Source organism: Lacticaseibacillus camelliae DSM 22697 = JCM 13995 (assembly GCF_001436615.1).
Taxonomy (GTDB): domain Bacteria; phylum Bacillota; class Bacilli; order Lactobacillales; family Lactobacillaceae; genus Lacticaseibacillus; species Lacticaseibacillus camelliae.
Genome location: NZ_AYZJ01000050.1, coordinates 20,352 through 34,187 on the forward strand (window position 1 = coordinate 20,352; position 13,836 = coordinate 34,187).

The window sequence follows — 13,836 nt, forward strand, 5'->3', positions numbered from 1 at the left end:
CAAAATCGCTTGTCAGGTTATTGGTGGGCACGTATTCTTGTTTTTGAAGGAGGTATACCAATGTCAGTACGGGGATGGATCCTGAACGCGCGGGCAGAATTGTCCGAGGCGGAGGATAAGGTGGCGAAATTCATTCTCGCTCACCCGGAGCAAGTGATCGGCATGACCGCAGCCAGCTTGGCGAAGGCGGCAGGGTCTTCTCCCGCCTCGGTGATCCGGCTCACGAAGAGTCTGGACATCGATGGCTTCACCACGCTGAAGATCCTGCTGTCATCTGACTTGACCAAGACGCCCGATGATCCGCAGAACTTCGCGGACATCACGCCCAATGAGCCGCTGCCATCGATCAAAAGTAAGCTTTTGTCCAGTGCCTTGCAGTCGATTCGCGAAACCACGGACCAGGTCAACCAAGACGAGGTCGCGGCGTTGGTCAAAACCGTGAGCAAGGCCAAGCAACTGTTTGTGTTTGGTATCGGCGCTTCGAATCTGACCGCCGAAAACATTTGTCAGAAGTGGAATCGCATCGGCACCCCGGCCGTCGCTGATAATGACCTGAACTCGCTTTTGCCCAAGCTGGTCAATGCGCGTCCCGGGGATGTGCTGTGGTTAATCTCCAACTCGGGGGAGACGCCTGAAGTGTTGGTGGCCGCGCAGTTTGCCAAGAAAATTGGCGTGAAGCTGGTCTCATTGACCCGCTTTGGCAACAACAGCCTGGCCAAGCAGTCGGACATTGCGGTGCACACCTCGCAGCCCAAGGAGGCGGCCAACCGCATCGCGGCGACCAACTCCCTGCTGGCTCAGTTCATGATCGTCGACATTATTTTCTATGATTTTGTCAGCCGCAACTTCAAGCAGACCTCCAAGGCCTTGGCGGATTCGCACCAGGTCATTCGTGATTACAAGAAGCGGTTGTTGTAATTGCCTAGACCAATTTTTACCGTAAAATGAAATGACAGAATTTCAGATTTTTTAGCCAAATCAGTTGAAATTTAATTTCAGGCTGGTAAACTTCAGGGTGAAGGCGCTTTCAAAACCGCCCAGATGCAATTATTCTCAAGTTAGGTTAGGAGTGAGTAGTTTGGATAAGATGATGAAGTGGGTCGAGAAAAGACTCGTCCCACCAATGGCGAAGATTGGGACTCAGCGCCATCTGTTAGCCATTCGTAACGGGGTTGTGTCCTCACTGTCCCTGGTTTTGATCGGGACGTTCTTCATGGTTTTCATCAACCTGCCAATTAAGGCGTGGGCTGATGCCTTGGCACCGTACTCAGCGACCATCGTGATCCCGTACCGGATGACCATGGGCCTGATGGCGATTTACGCCACGTTCGTCATGGGTCAAGATTTGGCCAAGTCCTACAACTTGGATGGCGTCACCGGTGGGATCTTGTCACTGGGTGCGTTCTTCATGCTGCAGCAGCCAATTAACGTGCTGACCCCGAAGGCAAAGCCGCTTGGTTTTGTCATTCCGATGGCTAACCTGGGTGCTTCCGGCATGTTCGGCGGCATCTTGGCCATGATTTTCGCGGTTGAGGTTTATCGCTTCTTCAAGACGCACAACGTGACGATCAAAATGCCCGAGCAGGTGCCACCAGCGGTTGCCCGTTCGTTTGAAGCGCTGATCCCAGGCGCCGTGATTCTCACCTTCGTGTGGGTGATCCGCGATGTGCTCGGCTTTGACGTTAACGCCGCGCTGCTGGCGCTGTTCCAGCCGTTGACTAACATACTGGGCAACAACCTGCTCGGGGCTTTGCTGCCAATGTTCCTGATCCACCTGCTCTGGAGTTTCGGGATCCACGGGATGTCCATTGTTGGTTCCGTTGTTCGGCCGATGTGGCTGATCATGCTGAACGCCAACGCCGATGCGCTGGCGAAGGGCACCGCGGCAACCAAACTGCCATACATTGCCCCTGAACAGTTCTACCAGTGGACCGTTACCATTGGTGGTGCCGGGGCGACCCTGGTCGTTGCGATGATGTTCCTGACGATCTGCAAGTCTAAGTTTTTGAAGGAAGTCGGCCGGTTCTCCATCGTGCCTGCCATTTTCAACATCAACGAGCCGATGATCTTCGGCGCGCCAATGATGCTCAACCCGTACATGTTCATTCCGTTCAACCTGGTCCCACTGGTCTTGACGACGATTTCGTACTTTGCCGTTAAGTTCGGCTTGGTCAACGGCTTCACCACGATCCCTGCTTGGACGCTGCCAGCCCCAATTGGTGGTTACCTGTCCGCTGGGAACGACTGGCGCATGGTTGTGCTGATCTTGTTCAACCTGGTCGTGGCGACGGTGATTTACTTCCCATTCGTTAAGGCCTACGATAACAAGATGTACTCTGATGAAATCAGCGGCAACGGCCAGGATTCTGAATCTCAGGCTAAGCGTGACGCTGAGGCTGCCACTAACTAACAGGATTTGAGGTGCTGATATGTTTTACTGGTTACTCGTCTTCGCCGGCTTTCTGGTTGTGCTCGCTCTGAGTCAGTGGGCGATCGCCGGGCTCAAAGCGCGGAACATCAACATTAACCGCTGGATTTGGGCGCTGTCGGCGTTTCTGGTGATGATCATCCCGTATCTGATCTGGCCGCACATGAACAGTGTGGCGTCGGCGTTCTTTTACGGGTTCTGCGCGCTCTTCGCGGTGATCTTCATGACCGAAGAGCACAGCTACTTCCTGAAGAAGGGTCACATGTAAAATTGGCACCAAGGGCCGCCGGCAATGTTGTCGGCGGCCCTTTTGTGTGCCTGTTGAGCACGCAAAAGGGCCTACCACGGCAGCGGTAGACCCAAAAGGCTATGCGTAATAAGTGATACTGCCCAAAATCACCGGTCGGCTGGCTCCGGTGGCGCTGGGGACGTTGCTGGGCAAGTGATGCAGGGTTTGGTTGCCGAGAATCGTCATGGCAATGGCCTCCTTGGCGTCGGAGCGGAAGCCCAACTGTTCCTGGGTCAGGACCTCAACGCCAGGGGCCGCCTGTGCCAGCATGGCAAGCAGGGTGGGATTGTAACTGCCGCCGCCACCGACGATCAGCTGCGTGCCCGCTGGCGCAAACGGCTTGATCGCATCGGCGATGGTCTGGGCAGTGAGTGCGGTGGCCGTGGCGATCCAGTCGTTTGGCGCCAAGTGGTACCGAGCAAGTAACCCTTCAGTATATTGCTGACCAAACACTTCGCGGCCGGTGGTTTTGGGCGGCTGCTCGGCGAAGTAAGGGTGCTTCAGCAGTTCCTGCAGCACCGCCTGGTTGACCGTGCCCGCTGCGCCGTGCTTGCCGCCGTCATCGTACTCCGTGTGGAAAAAGTGGCGGCAGAGCTCGTCGATGACCATGTTGCCGGGGCCGGTGTCGAAGGCAAACAGGTCTTCCAGTTGGGCGTTTTGCTTGATGATCGTCGCGTTGCCGATCCCGCCGATGTTTTGCAAAATGCGCGTGTGCGCGGGGCTGCGGTACAGGACGTATTCGGAGTAGGGAACAATGGGCGCCCCTTGACCGCCGACGGCCATGTCCCGGGAGCGAAAGTCGGAGACCACGGTGGTGTGCGTCAGCTCCGCGATGATGGCCGCATTGCCCAGCTGCAGGGTACTGCGCGTTTCGCCTGTGGGTGGGTCCGGCAGGTGATACAATGTCTGCCCGTGGCTGGCCACAAAGCCCAGGCTGGCGCTCGGCACGCCGGCCGCTTGGCAAACCGCCAGCACTGCGTTGCCGAACGCGTGGCCCAAGGCGAAGTCGAGGCTGCACAGCACTTCCACACTGGACGTGGCGTTGGCCAGCTGGGCCGCAATCTGGGCCTTTTGCGCGGCGCTGAAGGGGACAGTCGTGAACTGCTTCAGCTGAACCTTGGTCTCTTCACTGACACCGGTGATCTCGACTAGAGCGGCGTCCACCCCATCCAGGGAAGTGCCTGACATTAATCCGACTGCTAACATAAACGCGGCCTCCTTTTGTTCTTATGATAGCGCATCGGGCCTGGCAGTGAAATTTTGTTTCAGCACCCAGCCAAAAAAGTTTGCGCCGGGCCTGGCGCCTCGATACACTGAGAAAGGAAAAACAATTCGCTCAGGAGGCAATCATGGCAACTCAGGATGAACTGAAGAAGCAGGCGGCCGCGCAAGCCGTCGCAATGGTGCGGCCGAATACGGTGCTCGGCGTTGGGACCGGCTCGACGGTGGCCTTTTTCATCGACCTGCTAGGGGCGCGCAACCAGCAGACCCCGCTGAATTTGAAGGCCATCGTCACGACGTCGAACCGCTCCAAAGAGCAGCTTGAACAAAACGGGTTCACGGTCAGCGAGCTTGCGGACATTGACCAGGTGGACCTGTGCATCGACGGCGCCGACCGCGTCGATCACCACCTCGACGGCATCAAAGGCGGCGGCGGGGCGCTGACGCTGGAGAAAAATGTCGCGATCAACGCCAAGCACAACGTCTGGATCGTCGATCAAAGCAAAGTGGTCGACCGCCTCGGCGGCTTTCCGCTGCCGGTCGAGGTCCTGCCGGTATCGTGTGAGCAAAACTTCCGCCGCTTTGAAGCGCAGGGCCTGCAGCCCGCTTACCGCCTCAAGGCTGATGGCAGCCGGTACGTCACGCACTACGGCAACTACATCATCGACTTGCATGTCGACCCGCTCCCGATTCCGGCCGGGCTGGCGGCCATGCTGGACAGCACGGTGGGCGTGGTCGAGCACGGCCTGTTTCTCGGCATGACCGATGAAGTCCTGATCGCCACCGAATCAAAAATCGAGCACTGGACCAGGCGCTGAGCGGCCCACCAAATCAGTAAAAAACAGGGCAGGAATCTGTGACGGATTCCTGCCCTGTTTGACGACTCACTCGTTTTGATCAGTCGAAGTAGTGCCGCACGATGGCCTCGTACTCCTTGATCACGGTGTGGTAGCGGTCCAGGGAGACGTACTCGTTGATCTGGTGGCTGAGGTTTTTGTCCTCGTCGCCAGGACCGTAAATGATGGTCTCAAACTTGTTCTTGGACTTGGTGAAGTCGGAGGCGTCGGTGGCGCCGTGGGAAATCGTCAGGGCCAGCTTCTTGCCGGAAACGGACTCGATGGCCTCATTGGCGCGGGTGACCAGCTTGCTGTCGGTCGGCGTCAAAACGGGGTAGAAGGTGTGAGTCAGCTCGAACTTGAGCGAGCCGGCACCTGCCGCATCGATTTTGGCCACGGCGTCCTTGAGGCGCGCCGTGACTTTTTCGTTGATGAAGCTCGGCGTCGGCCGGATGTTGCCGGCCAGTTCGGCGTAGTCGGGGATGGTGTTGACCTGATCGCCGGCCTTCAGCACGGTGACGCTGTGCACCAGCGGCCCGATGACCGGATCGACCGGGACGTCGTCGAACAGGTGGCGTTCGGCGACGATGAAGTCAGTTAGCTTCACGATGGCGTTGGTGCCCAGCGCCGGCAGTGAGGAGTGAGCGGACTTGCCGTAGCTCTTGACCTTGTAGTTGTATGAACCGGCGTGGCCAAACTCGATTTTTCCGGCGGTCGGCTCGCCGACCAGCAGCGCGTCAATGTCGTCGGCATAGCCGGCGTCGGTCAGCTGCTGGGCGCCCATCGCGCCGTACTCCTCGCCGATGGTGAGAATCAGGCGGACGTGGTGGTCAAAGCCGCTTTGCTTGAGCGCGATGAAGGCCAGGACCTCGGCGGCTAGGCCGGACTTCATGTCCGAGGCGCCGCGGCCGTACAGCTTGCCGTCTCCGATGTGGCCCTCAAACGGCGGATACGTCCACTTGCTGAGGTCGCCGGTGTTGACGACGTCCTGGTGCCCGGTGAAGGCAAAAATCGGCTTGCCGGTTCCGAACTCGGCGACCAGGTTGTCGCGATTTTTGGCGTAAGGAATCAGCTTGCTGTCGATTCCGGCATCGGCCAGTTTCTTTTGAATCACGTGCGCGACCTGCGATTCGTTGGTCGCATTCGTGCTGGTATCAATTTGTACTAATTGCTGCAAAAATGCTGTTGCTTCGTCCATGGTGTGATCACTCCTTCGCACCAAAAGATAGGCGTAAACTTTTTAAAATGCAACGGTTGACATTAAAATTTGCTGTGCTATTCTGACGTTAAGTTAAAAATTACTGAAACGACGTTAAGTGAGTAGCGCAGCTGGGACTGACCAGAAAACCCGAGTTGATGAGAGCGGGGTAGTGAGGCAGCGCGAAGATGGCTTGACAGAATAGGCACACCGAGCGTAAGCAAGGCTGTGATGGACGGCGACCATTATCTCGCACACAGATGATTGTCTGTTGCTGAGGGCTGGTTCGCCAGCCGAATTAGAATGGTACCGTGGGTCCGCTCACTTCTAACTAACCAAGTTAGAAGTGGGCGGACTTTTTTGCGCAGTCCGTTAGTGGTTTACCACTTACGGACTGCCACTCGACGCGGGTCGCGCTTGCGCGACCTGCTAGAGAAGCAGCGCCTGTTAGCGCTTTGCCGTCTACAGCCTGCCACTCGATGGCAATCGTGCCTGCACGATTGGCTAGAGCAGCCACCTCGCACCATCGCCCACTGAACATCGTTTCACCCGCAGGAAAAAATTTGAGGAGGATCAATCATGAAATTACGCTTTAAGGTTTTGGCAGTTGCAGCTGTTGCATTGGGAACACTGCTGGCCGGGTGTGGCAAGAGTGCATCCGCGGCCCCGAAGACCCAGAACGTCTCGGTCGGCATCGTCGGCGCGGATAAGACGGTGTGGAAGGCCGTCCAGAAGCAGCTGGATAAGGAAAATGCGCACATCAACTTGAAAATCAAAGAGTTTGGCGACTACAACCAGCCCAACTCCTCGGTCGAGGCTGGGGACATTGACCTGAACGCGTTCCAGCACCAGTTCTTCCTGGATAACTGGAACAAGTCCAACAAGGGCAATCTGGTCAGCATCGGCAAAACCGTCCTGGCGCCGCTGGCTGTGTACTCCAAGAAAATCTCCAGCCTGAACGACTTGAAGAAGGGCGACACCGTGTCGATTCCAAACGACCCGACCAACGAAGGCCGGGCGCTTGAGCTGCTGGAAACCGCCGGCTTTATCACGCTGAAGAACACTGAGCTGCCAACTCCTGCCGACATCAAGACCAACAAGCTGGATCTCAAGGTCAAGCCGCTGGACGCCGCGCAGCTGCCGCGGACACTGGCGGACGTTGACGCGTCGGTCATCAACTCCGGCATTGCGGTTGACGCTAAGCTGAATCCGGAAAAGGCGATTTACCGCGAGAAGATCACCAAGAAGTCTCAGCCTTGGATCAACATCATTGTGGCCCGCAAGCAGGATCGCAACAACAAGACGTACAAGAAAATCGTGAAGGCCTACCAGACTAAGGCCGTGGCCAATGTCATCAAGAAGACTTACAAGAGTACTGAAGTGCCGGCTTGGAACTACAAGTTCTAACGCCGTTTCCAAAAGCCTAGCAGCGGACCGATTCAAGCGGTCTGCTGCTTTTTTGCTGTGATAAAATAGAAGGCAACGAATACGGGGAGGCGGCCAGTTGAACATTTTATTCTGTTGTGCAGGCGGCGGCTCATCCAGCCTGTTCTGCGCCCGAATGGTCAAGGGCATCAACGCGAATGAACCCAGCCTGACCGCGCGCATGGACGACATTAGGAGCTTTCTGCAATATGAGCGGGTTTCCTCCACCGACCTAGTGTTCACCTATGGCAGCGTGGATGCGGTCCGGCCCGACACGGCCTATGACATTGGGACGCACATCGACGCCGTGCTGGTGGCGCCGCAGGTCCGTTTCCGTACCCCTTACCTGAAGCGTTACCTGGCCAACTACCCCACAATTGTGCAGGACATCCCGATGCGCCTGTTTGGCATGATGGATCCGGTTCAAGGCGGCAAAATGCTCACCGGGATTCTGATCACGCTGGATTTGATGCGCGGTTCGCAGGCGGGCGCCTTTGCCACCAAGGCGGCGGACAAGGACCTGGAGATCCTTGTCTACGGCGCCTCACGAACGGACAAGGGCTGGCAGGCCGCAGCCGCTAGCCTCGAGAAAATGGGCATTCGCAGCCTGCAGGACAAGTACTCGCTGGCGGGGCTTTACGATTTTGAGCCAGCGCACGACTTCGAGGTGCGCTGGCTGTTCGGTCCGCAAGTCAGAACAATTGACATCGCGAAGGTCGCCCGGCAAATCGACGGCGTGTTGCGCTTTGATGACGAACCGGCCGATGGGGTGCGGCGCTGGTATGATGACTATAAAATCCCCAGCGCCTGGCTCGACGCGCGGTTGGTGCAATCGCCGGGCCACACCGACGAACTCACGGCGCAGCTGCTGGACTTCCTGCTGGCGGTCGACTTTCGCGCTGAGGCGACGTCAGGCATCGCGGTCAAGCGCTTTGAGACGTTGAAGCCGCCGAAGACCACGAAACGCTGGGGGATTTTTACCTGGTCAAACTAAAAACCGATCAGGCTGAGACATAATTCCCGAAGTCGCGTTCCACAAAGCAACGCCCAGACACGCAAACGCCCCTGCATCACGATTCGAAGTGCGAATCGTGATGCAGGGACGCCTGCGTTTTGGGCTAAAACCGCTTTGTGTCTCAGCCTCGTCGGTTTTCCTGTTACTTCGGTTACTTGGTCGCGGCGGCCTCTTGTTTGTGGCAGCTGAGCGCGTAAATCGCCGACACTGCGGCTGCCGCCTTGGCCGTTGGCACCGTCAGCATCAGCCCGATTTTCGATGCACCTTGGTTGATGACAGAAGGCTCGATGCCGGCGTCGGCCAGCGCCACCATGATGCGGGCGACCAGGTCCGGCCGCGCGTACAGACCTTCGCCGACCACCATCACAATGGCGAAGTCGGGCAGCCATTCGAGCTCGTCGGGGTGAATCTGGGCGCGCACCTCGGCGGCAATTTGGTCCTTGATCTGCGGCGTGAGCTGATTTTCGTCGATGATGATGGTCAGGTCGTCGATCCCAGACGGCATGTGCTCATAGGAGACGCCGTACTTGGCGAGGATCTGCAGCAGCTTCAAGGTGAAGCCGACTTCCTGGTTGATCAGGTAGTGGTGCAGGTAAAGCGCGGTGAAGCCTTTTTTGGCCGCCACGCCGGTGATGTGGTGGTGATGCTGGACGTTTTTGGTCGGCGCAATGATTGTGCCAGGCGCGTCCGGCTGGTTGGTGTTTTTGATGTTGACGCGGATGCCCGCCTCGATCACGGGGATCAGCGCCTCGTCGTTGAAGACGGAGAAACCGGCGTAGGCGAGTTCCCGCATTTCCCGGTAGGTCAGGGTGTTGATGGCGCGCGGGTGGTCGACAATGCCGGGATCGGCGGCGTAGACCCAGGACACGTCGGTGAAGTTTTCGTACAAGTCGGCGGCCAGGCCCTTGGCGAGGATCGAGCCCGTGATATCCGACCCTCCGCGGGCAAAGGTCAGTATGTTGCCAGCCTCGTCATAGGCGTAAAAGCCGGGCACGACAATGATCTCACCGGGCTGCAAGACAAACTGGGCGAGGCGGCCGTAGCTTTCCTCGTCCACTAGGGCGGCGCCGGGCTTGCCGGTCAGGGTGATGCCGAGTTCCTTGGGGCTGACGAACCGTGCGTTCATGCCTAGGTGCGCCATCACGGCCGCCACCAGCTGCGCGTTCATGTGCTCCCCCTGCGCCATGAAGGCCGAGCGGAGGTAGTCCACGCCGGGGTAGGTGGCCTTGGCGAGTCGCTGCAGGTGCTGTCGCAGCCGGGCCACCACGTCATCGGTCAGGGCAAAGTGCTGCTGGATCTCGGTGTAGCGCGCCAGAATGGTTTCGATCAGCGCTTCGGGATTCTTGCCCGCAAGCACCTGGTCGGCCAGCTGGCCCAGCAGGTCGGTGACTTTCACGTCGGTTTTGCTGCGCTTGCCCGGCGCGGACACGACCACGACCTGGCGCGTCGCATCGGCCTGCACGATTTTAACCACTTTGGCCAGTTGTGCGCCGGTGGCCAGTGATGACCCCCCAAATTTGATGACTTTCATGTTTGTCTCCCCGTCCTCTAATCAATTGGCTCCAACATAACCAAAGCGGTCGGTCCGTGTCAAGGGTTGACGAGGGTGAGTTTTAATCGTAAGCTAATGTCAATTACATACGAAAAAGATAGAGGTTGCGGTCGCCATCAGTAACCTGCCCGAGCAAAGCACATGCGCTGAAGGCAGGCGAAAGGGAACACCGCCGAAATCCTCACCGGCGTGTGAACGGTGAGCGGTTGGGCCGCTGGAGAAGATCCGGCGGACTGTCGCAGTAATGCGGGGCGCTATCGTCAATTAATTGGACTATTTGCTGTCCATCTGGCGAGCGTTGCCGGATGGACTTTTTCATTTTCTAGGAGGAAAAAACATGGCTGAATTTAACGCGGAACAAATTATCGATTACATCGCCAGCGCCCCGAAAACCACGCCGATGCACGTGACTTTGGCAGGCAACATTGAAAAGCTCACGGCGGTGCCGGCCGGCGTCCAGGCGTTTCTCGACGTCAAAACTGGCCAGCTGTACGGGGATGCCGCCAGGCTTTCGCCGTGGCTCGATGAAAATCGCGGTGCCATCTCGCAGCTGCGCGTCGAAACGCTCGGCCGCAACACCGGCGTGCCGATGCTCGACATCAGCAAGGTAAACGCCCGCATCGAGCCCGGCGCCATCATTCGCGAGCACGTCACCATCGACGACAACGCCGTGATCATGATGGGCGCCATCATCAACATCGGCGCCAAGATCGGGGCCGGGTCGATGATCGACATGGGCGCCGTGCTCGGTGGGCGCGCGACGGTCGGCAAGCACTGCCACATCGGCGCCGGTGCGGTCCTGGCCGGGGTCGTGGAGCCCGCCAGCGCCAAACCGGTCGTCATTGATGACGGCGTGCTGGTCGGCGCCAACGCCGTGGTCATCGAAGGCGTCCACGTTGGCAAAGGCGCCGTTGTCGCGGCTGGGGCCATTGTGATCGATGACGTGCCGGCCAACGCGGTGGTTGCCGGCGTTCCGGCCAAGGTGATCAAGATGAAGGACGCGAAGACCGAAGGCGAAACCGGCCTGATCGATGCGCTGCGCAAACTATAGGAAGGCATGCACATGGCCACTTTAACAGAAGCCGATTTGATCTCGATCCGGCGCTCGCTGCACCGCATTCCGGAACTGGCACTGAACGAATTTCAGACCCAGGCATACATCGAAGAGTTCGTTCAGCGCTTGGCCTGCCCTTGGCTGACCGTCAAGCACGTCGAGGCGGTGCCGACCGCCCTGCTTGTCCACCTGGCTGGCACTGCACCGCGGCGCACGCTGGGCTACCGCACAGACATCGATGCGCTGCCGGTTGAGGAAAAAACGGGGCTGCCGTTTGCCTCGAACCACCCTGGCGTGATGCACGCGTGTGGCCACGATGTGCACATGACCGTGGCGATGGGCATCCTGGCGTATTTCGCCACCAACCAGCCCAGGGACAACATGGTGTTCTTTTTCCAGCCGGCGGAAGAGGCGGAGTACGGCGGCAAGCGCGTGTTTGATGCCGGCGCTTTTACCGGGGAATGGCACCCCGATGAGTTTTACGGACTGCATGACAATCCCGCACTGCCGGCCGGCCAGATCGCCACGCGCATGGGCACCCTGTTTGCGGGCACGACGGAGATCCACCTGACGTTCACTGGCAAAAGCGGTCACGCCGCTTTTCCCCAAAAGGCCAATGACGCGATCGTGGCGGCCGCCGCGTTCGTGATGCAGGTGCAAACCATCGTGTCACGCAATGTCGATCCGGTGCGCGGCGGGGTGGTCACGCTGGGCACGTTCCACGCCGGCACCATCGGCAATGTGATCGCCGGCGCGGCGCGGCTGGATGGCACCATTCGCGCCTTTCGCCAGACCGATATTGAAATGATGCAGGGCCGCGTGCGGCAGATCGCCGATGGCGTCGCCGCGACGTACGGTGTTCGGGCCGACCTGAAGCTGATCCAAGGCGGGTACATGCCGGTGGAAAACGCGCCGAAGCAAACCGCAGATTTGATCAGTTACATGAAGCAGGCGCCAGGCGTCGACTTTGACGGCATTGCGCCGGCCATGACCGGTGAGGACTTCGGGTTCTTGCTGCAGCAGTTCCCTGGCACTATGGTGTGGCTGGGCGTGAATGACCCTGAGCACTCGCTGCACTCGGCTGAACTCAGCCCCGACGAGGCGGCGCTGAAGCCGGGCGTTGACGCCTTCGTTGGCTTTTTGACCCATCGCATGGAGGAAGCATAATATGTTAGAAAATCATCCGATCCTGACGGCGCTGATCACGCCCTTCAATGAACACGACGAAATCGACTACCCGGCCCTCGACAAACTGATCGAGCGCCTCCTGGCCGAGCACACCACCGGGCTGGTGGTCGGCGCGACCACTGGCGAGTCACCGACGCTCAGCCACGTGGAAAAAGTCAGCCTGTTCGAACACGTCGGCGAGGTCCTCAAGGGCCGCGCGGCGCTGGTCGCCAACGTCGGCACCAATTCGACCCGCGATTCCGTCGCGTTCGCCAAGGAGGTCTCCTCGATTCAGGCCATCACCGCGGTGCTGGCCGTGGTGCCGTACTACAGCAAACCCGGTCAGGCGGGGATGATCGCACACTTCCGGGCCATCGCCGACGCCAGTGCCAAGCCGGTGATCATTTACAACATTCCGGGCCGCTCGGTGGTCCAGCTGTCCAACGTGTCGTTGGCGGCGCTGGCCAAGCATCCGAACATCCAGGGCGTCAAGCAGTGTACGACGGTCGAGGACCTGGCCTGGCTGGTGCAGCACCTGCCAAAGGACTTTGCGGTGTACACCGGTGACGATGACCAGTTCGAGGACGCGCTGAAGGTCGGTGCACGCGGCGTGATTTCCGTGGCGTCGCACCTGTACGGTAACCAGATGCAACAGGTGATCGATAACCTGAACGCCGGTGCGATCACGGCGGCCGATGAGCAGATGGCCTGGCTGACGCCGCGGATGCACGCGCTGTTCGCCTATCCGTCTCCGGAACCAGTCAAAATGGCACTGAGCCGGCGCGGCGAGATTCAAAACCGCCTGCGCCTGCCAATGGTGCCGCTGAACGAAACGGAAACCCAGGTCGTCTTGGATTCGCTGGGTGAATTGGAGGTCGAGCAATGACAACTGTCTTTTTAGCCGGGGTGTTCGGCAAAATGGGTCGCCAGGTCGCGCGCATGATGGCCGGCGAAAAGGATTTGACCATCGTCGGGGGCTTGGCGCCAGAGGCCAAGGACAAAGTCGCGTTCCCCGTGTTCACCAGCTTGGCGGCCATCAACGTTTCAGCCGACGTTTGGGTGGACTTCACCTTGCCGCAGGCTGCGCGCGCCAACGCCGAGTACGCCCTGAACCACGGCATGAACGCCGTGATCGGCACCAGTGGACTGAGCGCAGATGATCAGGAGGCCCTGGGGGTGATCGCCCAGGGCAACGAGCAAAGCCTGCTGATCGTCCCGAACTTTGCCATTTCGGCGGTGCTGATGATGCAGTTTGCCGCTAAGGCCGCCAAGTACTTCCCGGATGCCGAGGTCGTCGAGGCGCACCATTCCGATAAGCTGGACGCCCCGTCTGGGACCGCTAAGGCCACGGCCAAACTGATTTCAGAGGCCCGGACCAAAAAGCCGGTCGCGCCGCACCAGGGCGCCCCGGCGCGGGGTGAGTGGTTAGACGACGTGCCGGTGCACGCCTTGCGCCTGCCGGGCTATGTGGCTCAGGAGGAAGTGGTGTTCGGCGCGGCCGGCGAAAGCCTGTCCATCAAGCAGGTCTCGTTCGACCGGTCGAGCTTCATGGCCGGCGTGGCTTTGGCCGCGCGGCAGGTCGACACGCTTCCGGTTGGCCTGACCGTGGGCCTCGATGCGCTGCTGTAACTGACTAATATAGAAGGAAGAC

13 protein-coding genes and 1 riboswitch are annotated in these 13,836 nt (G+C 59.0%); of the genes, 10 read left to right on the plus strand and 3 right to left on the minus strand.

Annotation, left to right across the window (positions count from 1 at the left end; translation table 11 throughout):
• Nucleotides 1-60 precede the first annotated feature (60 nt).
• From FC75_RS08620 to FC75_RS08630, 3 genes are all read left to right on the plus strand, one after another.
• Nucleotides 61-918: a MurR/RpiR family transcriptional regulator gene (locus tag FC75_RS08620; protein ID WP_054664446.1), complete on the plus strand. Its 858-nt coding sequence runs from the start codon at nucleotides 61-63 to the stop codon at nucleotides 916-918.
• 160 nt (nucleotides 919-1,078) lie between these two features.
• Nucleotides 1,079-2,410, plus strand: a complete 1,332-nt coding sequence (locus tag FC75_RS08625) for a PTS sugar transporter subunit IIC (protein WP_054664442.1) — start codon at nucleotides 1,079-1,081, stop codon at nucleotides 2,408-2,410.
• A gap of 19 nt (nucleotides 2,411-2,429) precedes the next feature.
• Nucleotides 2,430-2,696: a hypothetical protein gene (locus tag FC75_RS08630; RefSeq protein ID WP_054664439.1), complete on the plus strand. Its 267-nt coding sequence runs from the start codon at nucleotides 2,430-2,432 to the stop codon at nucleotides 2,694-2,696.
• A gap of 99 nt (nucleotides 2,697-2,795) precedes the next feature.
• On the opposite strand, the gene anmK is transcribed toward FC75_RS08630, so the two are convergent.
• The gene (gene anmK, locus FC75_RS08635; protein ID WP_056989657.1) at nucleotides 2,796-3,923 is read right to left on the minus strand and encodes an anhydro-N-acetylmuramic acid kinase AnmK; all 1,128 of its coding nucleotides are present in this window, start codon (nucleotides 3,921-3,923) and stop codon (nucleotides 2,796-2,798) included.
• A gap of 143 nt (nucleotides 3,924-4,066) precedes the next feature.
• On the opposite strand from anmK, the gene rpiA reads away from it, so the two are divergent.
• Complete coding sequence (rpiA, locus tag FC75_RS08640; protein WP_054664436.1) at nucleotides 4,067-4,756, plus strand: ribose-5-phosphate isomerase RpiA; 690 nt, start codon at nucleotides 4,067-4,069, stop codon at nucleotides 4,754-4,756.
• A gap of 79 nt (nucleotides 4,757-4,835) precedes the next feature.
• Here the strand turns inward: rpiA and FC75_RS08645 are convergent, their stop codons facing one another.
• Entirely contained in the window at nucleotides 4,836-5,972 is a 1,137-nt protein-coding gene (locus FC75_RS08645; protein ID WP_054664432.1) for an ArgE/DapE family deacylase, read from the minus strand.
• Nucleotides 5,973-6,551: 579 nt separating this feature from the next.
• Here FC75_RS08645 and FC75_RS08650 point away from each other — a divergent pair.
• Together FC75_RS08650 and FC75_RS08655 are read left to right on the plus strand one after the other, a co-directional pair.
• The gene (locus FC75_RS08650; RefSeq protein WP_056989658.1) at nucleotides 6,552-7,379 is read left to right on the plus strand and encodes a MetQ/NlpA family ABC transporter substrate-binding protein; all 828 of its coding nucleotides are present in this window, start codon (nucleotides 6,552-6,554) and stop codon (nucleotides 7,377-7,379) included.
• Between the two features lie 97 nt (nucleotides 7,380-7,476).
• Nucleotides 7,477-8,391 carry a PTS sugar transporter subunit IIB gene (locus tag FC75_RS08655; RefSeq protein WP_156314383.1) on the plus strand — a complete coding sequence of 305 codons (915 nt, stop codon included), beginning with the start codon at nucleotides 7,477-7,479 and terminating at the stop codon, nucleotides 8,389-8,391.
• A 172-nt stretch (nucleotides 8,392-8,563) separates the two neighbouring features.
• On the opposite strand, the gene FC75_RS08660 is transcribed toward FC75_RS08655, so the two are convergent.
• Nucleotides 8,564-9,943, minus strand: a complete 1,380-nt coding sequence (locus FC75_RS08660; RefSeq protein ID WP_056989659.1) for an aspartate kinase — start codon at nucleotides 9,941-9,943, stop codon at nucleotides 8,564-8,566.
• A 111-nt stretch (nucleotides 9,944-10,054) separates the two neighbouring features.
• A riboswitch (Lysine riboswitch) is annotated at nucleotides 10,055-10,229 on the plus strand.
• Nucleotides 10,230-10,301: 72 nt separating this feature from the next.
• Here FC75_RS08660 and dapD point away from each other — a divergent pair.
• The 4 genes from dapD to dapB are packed head-to-tail and all read left to right on the plus strand — an operon-like array spanning nucleotide 10,302 to nucleotide 13,814.
• Nucleotides 10,302-11,015, plus strand: a complete 714-nt coding sequence (gene dapD / locus FC75_RS08665) for a 2,3,4,5-tetrahydropyridine-2,6-dicarboxylate N-acetyltransferase (protein ID WP_056989660.1) — start codon at nucleotides 10,302-10,304, stop codon at nucleotides 11,013-11,015.
• A 12-nt stretch (nucleotides 11,016-11,027) separates the two neighbouring features.
• Nucleotides 11,028-12,185 carry an N-acetyldiaminopimelate deacetylase gene (locus FC75_RS08670; protein ID WP_056989661.1) on the plus strand — a complete coding sequence of 386 codons (1,158 nt, stop codon included), beginning with the start codon at nucleotides 11,028-11,030 and terminating at the stop codon, nucleotides 12,183-12,185.
• Nucleotide 12,186: 1 nt separating this feature from the next.
• A complete protein-coding gene (gene dapA / locus FC75_RS08675; protein ID WP_054662232.1) occupies nucleotides 12,187-13,071 on the plus strand; it encodes a 4-hydroxy-tetrahydrodipicolinate synthase in 885 nt (294 codons plus the stop codon).
• Nucleotides 13,068-13,814, plus strand: a complete 747-nt coding sequence (gene dapB / locus FC75_RS08680; RefSeq protein WP_054662235.1) for a 4-hydroxy-tetrahydrodipicolinate reductase — start codon at nucleotides 13,068-13,070, stop codon at nucleotides 13,812-13,814. Before dapA ends, dapB begins: the two co-directional genes overlap by 4 nt.
• Nucleotides 13,815-13,836: the final 22 nt, after the last annotated feature.

Excerpts from the sequence above, each read along its gene's own strand:
- FC75_RS08660 (WP_056989659.1), bottom strand. The coding sequence starts at position 9,943 with ATGAAAGTCATCAAATTTGGGGGGTCATCACTGGCCACCGGCGCACAA.
- FC75_RS08670 (WP_056989661.1), top strand. The coding sequence starts at position 11,028 with ATGGCCACTTTAACAGAAGCCGATTTGATCTCGATCCGGCGCTCGCTG.
- dapB (WP_054662235.1), top strand. The coding sequence starts at position 13,068 with ATGACAACTGTCTTTTTAGCCGGGGTGTTCGGCAAAATGGGTCGCCAG.
- dapA (WP_054662232.1), top strand. The coding sequence starts at position 12,187 with ATGTTAGAAAATCATCCGATCCTGACGGCGCTGATCACGCCCTTCAAT.
- FC75_RS08645 (WP_054664432.1), bottom strand. The coding sequence starts at position 5,972 with ATGGACGAAGCAACAGCATTTTTGCAGCAATTAGTACAAATTGATACC.
- rpiA (WP_054664436.1), top strand. The coding sequence starts at position 4,067 with ATGGCAACTCAGGATGAACTGAAGAAGCAGGCGGCCGCGCAAGCCGTC.
- FC75_RS08620 (WP_054664446.1), top strand. The coding sequence starts at position 61 with ATGTCAGTACGGGGATGGATCCTGAACGCGCGGGCAGAATTGTCCGAG.
- FC75_RS08650 (WP_056989658.1), top strand. The coding sequence starts at position 6,552 with ATGAAATTACGCTTTAAGGTTTTGGCAGTTGCAGCTGTTGCATTGGGA.
- FC75_RS08630 (WP_054664439.1), top strand. The coding sequence starts at position 2,430 with ATGTTTTACTGGTTACTCGTCTTCGCCGGCTTTCTGGTTGTGCTCGCT.
- dapD (WP_056989660.1), top strand. The coding sequence starts at position 10,302 with ATGGCTGAATTTAACGCGGAACAAATTATCGATTACATCGCCAGCGCC.
- anmK (WP_056989657.1), bottom strand. The coding sequence starts at position 3,923 with ATGTTAGCAGTCGGATTAATGTCAGGCACTTCCCTGGATGGGGTGGAC.